Source organism: Varibaculum sp. C0165D1 (assembly GCF_056590355.1).
In genome coordinates this window covers 78,959-88,128 of record NZ_JBWPVY010000006.1, presented here as the reverse complement: position 1 = coordinate 88,128, position 9,170 = coordinate 78,959, and the positions used below count along the sequence as shown (strand labels likewise).

Below are 9,170 nucleotides of genomic sequence, written 5' to 3'. Positions count from 1 at the left end.
ACAACACCCGCATACTCATACAACACCGTTGAAACATCCTTTCAAACTCGGTGTTGCAACCACCACTAGAACCTAAGTGCCTATATTCATAGTTAAGCGTATTTGCAGGTAGAGGCGATATTGCGGTTGCAGTGCAGTAGTGTATCTGAAAGACTATTCGCGAATAGTTAAGAAAATAAACAGACCGCTATTTCGGAAACCGCTAATCGTGGTGAAAGTTAGAGCGGTCTGGGAGCTTGGAACCGTAAAATACCTGGTTGATCAGCTCCACATTGAGGGAAGGAAATAACTTGAACTCTGTAATCGCTAAAGCGATGCCGCGCAAGCTCGGGGGGATCCTAGTGACTTTGCTGGCGCTAGCTCTTACCGCTGTGGGGATTGTGGCCGCCGGCCCTAGCGCCAAGGCTGCCGACGGTGACGGCACTCTTAATATTGGTCTCCGTTGGACTACTTACGCCGAACCTGCCGATGCGAAAAAAGCCTGTAACCCGGAGCAAGAGGGAAAGTCTGCCGGCAAAATCGCCTTTTCACTCAGGCTCAGCGGAAAAAATAAGAAAACTGGGGAAATCGAGAATTTTTGGTCCCGTCCACTTACCCCGGAGCTAAATTATTGCGAAATCAAGAAGATACCCCTGCAAGAGATAGAAAACTTCAAAGGAGACGAGACCTATACTAACTTAGCGAAGCCAACAGATCTCAGAAATATTGAAGCTTACTGGTCTGTGAATGGCGAGGATGTCCGGGGAAGAGTTAAGGGTTCTGCGAACCTTTTGGAAGAAGGGGACACCCATTGGGTTTCGCTTGTGCAGCAGGCGAATCAGGACGTAAATAATACCAAGTTGACGGGAATGATTGCGCCCTGGCATGAAGGGAAGCTAAAGGTAGCGGCCAGTTACGATTTGCAAAAGAAGGGCGAGGATCGCAAACATTACGGCTCTGGGAACAGGAGAGTGACCGATTTTGAGGGAGTATTCAATTTCGAGGACGGGAAGAAATTCTCAATGCTTACTCTGCCTAACCGGAAAGGGGAGAAAGTTCTCCGGCGGCTAACTCCTGGCGGAGATAGGTTCGAGATTTGGAACCAGTATGTGGGCAAGAACCGGGATTACTTCCTGAAAGCACAGTTCCTGGATCCGGAAGTGGCGGCTGCGCCCTACTACAAGCTAAAGGTCACCGGCAATGATATTAAAGGCTGGGAGATTGAGCTGGTATCCAAGCTGCAGAAAAAGGAATACCAGGCTAAGAAAACCGTCCCCTTCAAGGTAGAACGCCGCGCTAACCCCAAACTGGCGAAGGGAACAGAGCGGATTGTGCAGCAGGGAGTCATGGGAAGTGAAGTGACCCCCATGCTCAAGTACTTCTATTTGGATGACAATAATGCTGAACAGATTGTTAAGGATGAAGCTACCGCTGCCACGGTAAAGACCGCGGCCAAGACCCAGATCGTGGAATATGGAACTGCCGAAAAAGCTGCAGTGAAACCTGACAACAAAGATCAAGCCGCTCCTCGCTTGAAAGACACGGGCGTGAGCAGCTGGGGAGTCTTGGTAGCTAGCATTGCCTCGCTAGCGGCAGGAAGTGTCCTAGTGGCGGCACGCCGTCGCCAGCAATAGCTGCAACGACAGGGAAATCATGCCGGAAAAGACCACTACCCATCGCGGTCTCTGGCGCGTCCTAATTGCCCTAGAGATAGTCGCGATCGCTCTCTGCCTGGCGTGGGGGGCTAAAACCTTCCATACCTGGGTGGAGAGCGAAGCGCGCAATAAAGCCGCCAATCAACAGATTGAAACGCAAGGGCGAAAAATTGCGGCAGCGCTCACTCGGGGTGACCAGGCCGAAGTAACCAAACTAGTAGGCAATAGCGAAACCGCGCGGTTCCTCAGCGCGCAAACGGCAGGAAAAAAGGTGACTCTGCCGGAAAAAGGAGTAGTAAACGAATCCGGCAGCCGCTACCTGGTAACTTTCCGCACCGGGCAAAGTCAAACCATCGCCCTGCGGTTAAGTTGCACCAAAAACTTATCCTGCAGCGGCACTATTCCCTAATAACACCCCCGGATAGGCGAGGCCGGTTACTCGCGGTCTAAATAGCAAGCCAGGCTGGATATGCGCCCTCTCTGCCAGCTCTCTAGCAGCGGGCAGTCTAAAAAACGATACCTGTGGAAAACTGGCCAAAAGCGGCGGCGGTGACCGGAAGTTTAGTAGACTCATTAATTGGTAATCACTTGCAGGTTAGTTCCCCACCTGCCCGGAAATGTTTTCCCAGGTTGGCGGGGGAAAGATGATGAGAAGAGGACATCGCTGTGGCCAGGTCGCGGGGAAATGAGTCGCGAGGAAGCAAAGGGCGCTTTTGGCACTCATCTCGCTCTTCCCAGGGGCAAAGCGGATCCTCAAAATATCAAACCGGCAGTACTGACTATTCCAGTTTTCGAGCACGCCGAAAAAAGAACGCAAAAATGCGCTCTCGGCTGCGTAAAGTCTCCCTGGCGGTCCTTACTGTTCTCAGCCTAGTAATCGCTTATCTTGCCTGGCAGCACCCCGGTATCACTCGGGCGCAGGTGGACCTTAATGACGGCGGAATCTGGGTAACTAATCAATCCCAACATCTGGTGGGGCATTTGAACTTTCCCTCCCGCGCCCTAGATGGGGCGGTCCGTTCCAAAACTGGACAGTTCGACGTTACCCAGGCAGGGGAGAACGTTAACTTCCAAAACCAAGCAGCCAGCGAAGCCGCAAAAATTGACCCCAAGAAAGTACGGCTAGAGACTTCCTCTTCCCTGGGGAAAGGGCAACAAATTGCCCAATCCGGTTCGAACCTGGCAATCCTGGACCCCGAAGCTGGATTGCTGTGGACCGGACAATCCCTGCTGTCTCAAGAGCGTAATCGCGCCAATGCTACGGTGCGTTCCCTGCGAGGCGCCCAGCTGGCAGGAGGGGAAAAGGGGACGTTCTTCCTGGTTTCTCCGACTAGCAAAGAGTTAGTGACCGTGACCAAAGAAGGAAAACTTTGGAAGGATGAACGGGTAGAAATTCCGCAGATGCCGGTTAACGCCAAATTGGAAGTGGCGGGGATTGGAAAACAAGCGGTCGCCCTCGACAGCGCGCAAGGAGTGCTGTACCTGCCTAGCGGGAAAAGAATAAAAGTGTCTGGTTCCCAGTTGGCCTTGCAAGAATCCGGACCGGCAAAGCCCTATGCCCTGCTCGCAGACCAAGACAAACTGATAAAAGTTGATCTCTCCAGCGGGGGAACCAGTGAGATACCCTCGGGAGGAAGCGGCGGAAAACCGGCACGACCGGCAGTAAAAGCCCAGTGCGTCTATGGCGCCTGGGCAGGCAGTGGAAAGTTCGTACGCGAATGTGCTGGGAAAGTTTATCGTCCCACCCAAGAGCTAGAGCGCCTAAAAACCGCCCAGACCCCAGTGTTTCGCAAGAATCGCGACTTGGTGGTGCTCAATGACACTACCGATGGGGCGATCTGGTTAGCTGATAAAAACATGGAACTAGTAGATAACTGGGATGAAATCTCTAGCATGTTAAAGAGAGAGGAGGAGCGCGAAGACTCCCCGCAGCAAACCGACCAGATAGCGCAAAAGGATCGGCAAAAAGAAAACACTCCTCCGGTTGCTCACGATGACGTATTCGGGGCGCGACCCGGGAAAATAACCACCCTGCCGGTGTTAGAAAATGATTCCGACACCGATGGCGATCTACTGACAGCCGAAGTAGTGGGCAAAGTTAGCCGCGGGGAAGTAAAACCAGTACGCGGGGGAGCGGCTTTGCGGATCGAACTGCCCGCAGACACCTCCGGAACCATAAACTTCACCTACCAGGCAAAAGATGGTCGGGGTGGGGTAGACACTGCGAATGTGACCGTCAATGTTATCCCCGAATCCCAAAATAGTTCCCCGCTGCAAAAGCGGGTACCTACAGTAGTGGTCGAATCGGGCAAACAAGTAGAGTACAACGCCCTGCCGGCATTTTCCGACCCTGACGGTGACCCCGTGTTCTTATCGGGAGCCTCTAGTAACGGAGATAACCAGGTTGAATACCGCCAAGAAGGCACCCTGGTAATCCGTAACCAGGCCAGTGGCGTGGGGAAAAAAGAAATAAAAGTGCTGGTATCGGACGGGCGACAAGAAATTACTGGGCGCGTGATAGTGGACGTACGCGCGGCTGGAAACGTCCCTCCAGAGGCTAACGGTGATATTGCGTTTGCACGCGCAGGTACCACTATCACCATTCGTCCCTTGGCTAATGACACCGACGCCAATGGTGATCCCTTGACTTTGGCGGGGGTAAACATCGAGCGTACCGGACCGCAAGTTACCCCCGACCTGGCGGGCGGAACCCTCTCTTTCCGCTCTGACCAAGAAGGAACCTACTACTTGACCTATACCGTCTCCGATGGCCCGGCCACCGCTACCGGAGTTATCCGAGTGGATGTGGCTGCTACCGGAAAACGCGGAAAACCGGTGGTAGAAGATGATATGGCGGTACTGCCCGTGGGCGGGCAGGTGCTATCCGATGTGCTGGCTAACGATTCCGACCCGGCCGGGGATGTGCTGGTCACTCAGGCGGTAACCGTGGGGGCGTCCTCGCCACTGCGGGCAACCGTGATGGATCATTCCCTGCTAAATATCACCGCTCCGCGGGGAATCACTAAAGCCGAAACTTTGAAATACCAGGTGTCCAACGGTTATGAAAGCGCCGAAGGGGTAGTTACAGTTATTCCCTCGAACTCGCAATCAACAACCACTCCGCCAAACGCAAAACCCGATGAAGCCAAAGGGCGGGTAGGGGACGTCGCCACCGTAGATGTGTTGGCCAATGACCGTTCCCCGGTGGGATTAACTTTGAAAGTTTCCCCGAAACTTACTACCTCTACCCCGGCGGAGGCCGGAAAGTTCTTCGTCACTGGCAACCAGGTGCGCTTCTTGGCTAAAAAACCCGGCAAGTACGAGGCCACCTACACGGTGATGGACACCAAACAGAACCAGGCGAGTGCGCGGGTCAGCGTAGAGATAAAACCAGCTAATGCCTCCGATAACTCCGCTCCTGAACCCCGGGTAGTGACCGGAAGGGCAATATCGGGGCAAACCACCCGGATACCAGTAGAACTAACCAATATTGATCCCGATGGAGACTCGGTATCCCTGGTGGGGATCGCTGACGCCCCCAAAATGGGGGTAGTGGATATTGGCCCCAGTTGGCTCAATTACCAGCCAATATCCGGGAAAATCGGTACTGATACTTTCAGCTATATTGTGGAAGATCGCTTCGGTAAACAAGGAACCGCCCGGGTGCAGGTAGGGGTGGCTCCGGTTGCCGCTCTGAACCAAAAACCACAGGCCAACCCGGATGAGGTGCGGGTAAGGCCAAATCGTGCCCTCGCGGTAGCGGTGACAGCTAACGATACCGACCCTGACGGCGACGGGATTAGCCTAATCGGCGAATCGCTGCAGAGCCCCGGAGATAGTTTGAAAGTTGCTGCCCGCGAGAACGCGGTGGTACTTACGACTCCCAAGCAAGCCGACTCCTACGGGATTCAATATTCCATCACCGATGGACGCGGCGGGCAAGACACTTCCATCGCCACTGTGCAGGTAGACCCGCATGCCCCCTTGCTAGCCCCCGAAGCAGCTGATGACCTGGTGACCCCCAAAGAGGGGGGACGAAAAGTTGGCGACCCTATCGAAGTGGACGTCCTCGCTAATGATGTTGACCCCGATGGGGATGGAGCCGCGCTAACCGTGAGCTGTGAGCAGTCGGGAGTAAGCGTCAAAGGGAAAAAACTGGTGATACCGGCGCCTGCCAAGCGGCAACTGGTTCTCTATACGGTCACTGACCAGGATGGATTAAGTGCCAACGCCATAGTTAACGTGCCCGGGGTTTCTGAACAAAAACCCTATATCGATCCCGATACCGTGCCGATAAAAGCAAAATCTGGGGAAACCTTAACTGTGGATTTGGCTTCTTATGTGATTACCCGCAAGGCGCGCACCCCGCATATTCATTCCGCGAAAGCCATCACCCTTGGTGCCGGATTCGCGGGGGGCGTGAAAATGTCAGGCGATGACTCTTTCCAAGTAAGTATTAATCCTGACTTTTTCGGGAAAACTTCCCTAGTGATGCAGGTTAGCGACGGACAAGCGAATGATTCTTCCGCCCTCAGTGCCTCTTTAACCCTCCCCATCGAGGTTAAACCCACCAGTAACCGTCCTCCGGTATTTACCCCCACGCGCATAGACGTAGCAGCGGGCGAAGAAGCTGTTAGTGTCAACCTGGCGGAGATGGTTAGGGATGAAGATGGAGACAATCCAGCAAAAATGCGGTATCGCCTGGGGGCAGTCCCGGCCGGGATTAAGGCCTCGCTGAGTGGCACGCGGCTCTCAGTTTCTGCTGAAGCCGGGAAAGCAAAAGGAGACGCCGGCAATATCGAAGTCACCGTAGAGGACGGCTCTGCGCCGACTACCGGGAAAATACCGGTGCGGGTGGTCAGCTCCACCCGTCCGCTGATTCAGGTAACTGCGATTGATCTAGAGGGCGAATCTGGGAAAACCCTCAATATCGATTTAAATCGGTACGCTACGAATCCCTATCCCGGAAAGCCCTTAAAAACAGTGGGTTCGCCCAGCGTGGTGCAAGGATCCGGGCAGGCCTCGGCCTCGGGAACCCGCCTCGCAGTAACCCCGGCAGCTGGTTTTAAAGGTGATCTGGTGGTCTCTTACACTTTGCAAGATGCCAGTAACGATCCCGATCGCCAAGTGACCGGCACCGCCCGCATCCGGGTGTTATCAGTCCCCGATGCGCCTAGCGGAGTAACTGCCAAAATCAGTGATTCCACCACTGCCACGATTACCTGGGTGGCACCCGCGGCCAATGGGGCGCCGATCACCGGATATAAAATTACCGATTCGCTTTCCGGTAAAACTATTACTTCCCCGGCAACGCTGGTGGAGTTCCCCGGACTGGAACCAGGCAAGTCGCACAGATTTACGGTAGTGGCCACCAACCGGGTAGGGGACTCCAAACCCTCCGGGGCTTCTCCGGCGATAGAAGTAGAAGTCATGCCTAGCGCCCCCAGAAACCTCTCGGGCACCGCCGGTAAGGCCAGAGAAGCGATCCTAAGTTGGGATCCCCCCGTTAGCAATGGGGGTTCCCCGATTGATCGCTATGTGGTGAGCATAGATGGAGGCGGTGCTCGGGAAACTAAAAATACCACTATGAGGGTTCCGGATATCCCCGGCGGATCTCACCGGTTCAGCGTTTACGCGGTCAATACCAAGGCAGGACTGGCAGCTACTAGTGGCTTGTTCGAAACTTTTGATCCCTTTGATAAAAACAAAGTTAGCGCCACTTTAAAGCGGGCAGGGGCCAAACTAGCCGCGGTGAGTCTGAACGGAGCAAACGCCCCCACCGGAGATAGCGGTTCCTGCCGGGCTACCAGTGTAGGGGGGAACCTGGTAGGTAGTGATGGAACTTTCCAGTACGCGGACCCGCGGGCAAAATCTGGCCTGGAAGTCAAATACACCTGTGATTTTCAGCGAAATAAGGTAGCGCCCGGCTCGGTAAAAGCGAATCTAGCTGCCCAGGAAAATCCCGCCCTAACTTCGATGGAGCTAACGAACCCAGATAAAACTCCCGCGGTTATTAATGTGGGGGTGCAGGGAGCAGATGTTTGGAGTATTGATTCTGACATTGTGTTGGTAGTTTCCGGGAAAGAACAAAAAAGTGGAAAACTGCTGGGGAACGACTACCAGCTGAGTCCCATTGCCGAAAGCGGATGGATTATAACCCTTACGAACTTGAATCCTGGCGAGACCTGGAAGATTACTGCGCAGCTGGCCTTCCGAGGTGGTAAGAAGCTAAATCGAAAGGAGCTAGTAGTTTCGATACCAGATACCACCGCCCCCGACTATTCCTCGCGCGGGCAGGGAAATACCGCGACCACTCCCGTTTACCTGCGAAATTACCTGGAATTTACTTCTTTACTCCCGCGATCCAAACCGCTATGGCCGCACCTGACACCCCAAATAGAGCTGCCGGTATCCGCACGAGCAGGAACAGTGCCCTGGGGGAGCTGTACAGAGTCTCCGGGGCAACTGCATGCCCTCGAGTGCGCCCTGGCCGCCTATAAGTACCCCGACCCAATTCTTAGCGGGCAAGATTTACCTGCCCGGAAAACCGAAAGGGAGATAGCTATATGATCCTTAAACAGGCCGAAGCCGCCGAATTTGCTACGCGCTTCACGCAGATAGCCGACAATGTTGATCGGGCGATACTAGGTAAAGGGCACCAGGTGCGCCTGGTGTTAGCGGCTTTCCTGGCAGGCGGGCACGTACTATTAGAGGATGCCCCCGGAACTGGGAAAACTGCTCTCGCTCGCGCCCTCGCTGCCTCGGTGGATGCCTCCCATAGCCGGATTCAGTTCACTCCCGATATGTTGCCGACGGATATTACCGGGGTAACTGTCTACGACCAGAAAACCAAAGAGTGGGATTTTCATGCCGGCCCGATTTTCGCCAATATTGTACTGGCAGATGAAATCAACCGAGCCAGCCCTAAAACCCAATCTGCCCTGCTAGAAGTGATGGAAGAGCGACAAGTCAGTGTCGATGGGGTGGTGCATGCGGTAGACTCGCCGTTCCTGGTGATCGCCACCCAAAACCCGGTAGAGCAGGCGGGAACCTATAAACTCCCCGAGGCGCAGCTAGACCGCTTCTTGATAAAAATTTCCCTGGGATATCCCGAGCAGGAAATCGCCATCAAGATCTTGTCGGGAGCCTCCCAACCTGACTTATCCAAAGATTTGGCGGCGGTAGTGGAGGCCGAAGAAATTAATACTCTAGGTCAGCTGGGGCTGCGAAACTATGTAGATGACCAGATCACCCGGTATGTGCAGCAACTCGCGGAAGCCACCCGCTTAGACGAGGCGGTCAATCTGGGGGTCTCTACCCGGGCAGCCATCGGGATGATGCGGATGGCGAAAGTGTGGGCGGCTTCTCAAGGACGCCACTACGTATTGCCGGACGATATAAAAACCCTGGCAGTGCCAGTTTGGGCCCATCGGATCATTATGGATGCGGATGCTCTCTTCGAGGGGGCAACCGCAGAAAGCGTAGTTGAAAGAGCGCTCAACGAGGTACCACCACCAGTGGATTCGCAGGCCTAAA

The 9,170-nt window shown here is 54.4% G+C and carries 4 protein-coding genes; all 4 read left to right on the top strand.

Going from position 1 to position 9,170, the window contains the following annotated elements; all coding sequences use genetic code 11:
- Nucleotides 1-290: 290 nt before the first annotated feature.
- The 4 genes from AC1EKS_RS08670 (at nt 291) to AC1EKS_RS08655 (ending at nt 9,169) form a co-directional block, all read left to right on the top strand.
- On the top strand, nt 291-1,613 hold the full coding sequence (locus tag AC1EKS_RS08670) for a G5 domain-containing protein (protein WP_481010368.1): 1,323 nt from the start codon (nt 291-293) through the stop codon (nt 1,611-1,613).
- 19 nt (nt 1,614-1,632) lie between these two features.
- On the top strand, nt 1,633-2,043 hold the full coding sequence (locus AC1EKS_RS08665; RefSeq protein ID WP_481009713.1) for a hypothetical protein: 411 nt from the start codon (nt 1,633-1,635) through the stop codon (nt 2,041-2,043).
- 410 nt (nt 2,044-2,453) lie between these two features.
- Nucleotides 2,454-8,204, top strand: a complete 5,751-nt coding sequence (locus AC1EKS_RS08660; protein WP_481010366.1) for an Ig-like domain-containing protein — start codon at nt 2,454-2,456, stop codon at nt 8,202-8,204.
- Nucleotides 8,201-9,169 carry an AAA family ATPase gene (locus AC1EKS_RS08655; protein WP_481009715.1) on the top strand — a complete coding sequence of 323 codons (969 nt, stop codon included), beginning with the start codon at nt 8,201-8,203 and terminating at the stop codon, nt 9,167-9,169. The genes AC1EKS_RS08660 and AC1EKS_RS08655 overlap by 4 nt, the downstream gene beginning before the upstream one ends.
- Nucleotide 9,170 lies beyond the last annotated feature (1 nt).

Bases quoted from the DNA above. Each gene is read 5' to 3' on its own strand.
- AC1EKS_RS08660 (WP_481010366.1), top strand. From the start codon at position 2,454: ATGCGCTCTCGGCTGCGTAAAGTCTCCCTGGCGGTCCTTACTGTTCTC.
- AC1EKS_RS08665 (WP_481009713.1), top strand. From the start codon at position 1,633: ATGCCGGAAAAGACCACTACCCATCGCGGTCTCTGGCGCGTCCTAATT.
- AC1EKS_RS08655 (WP_481009715.1), top strand. From the start codon at position 8,201: ATGATCCTTAAACAGGCCGAAGCCGCCGAATTTGCTACGCGCTTCACG.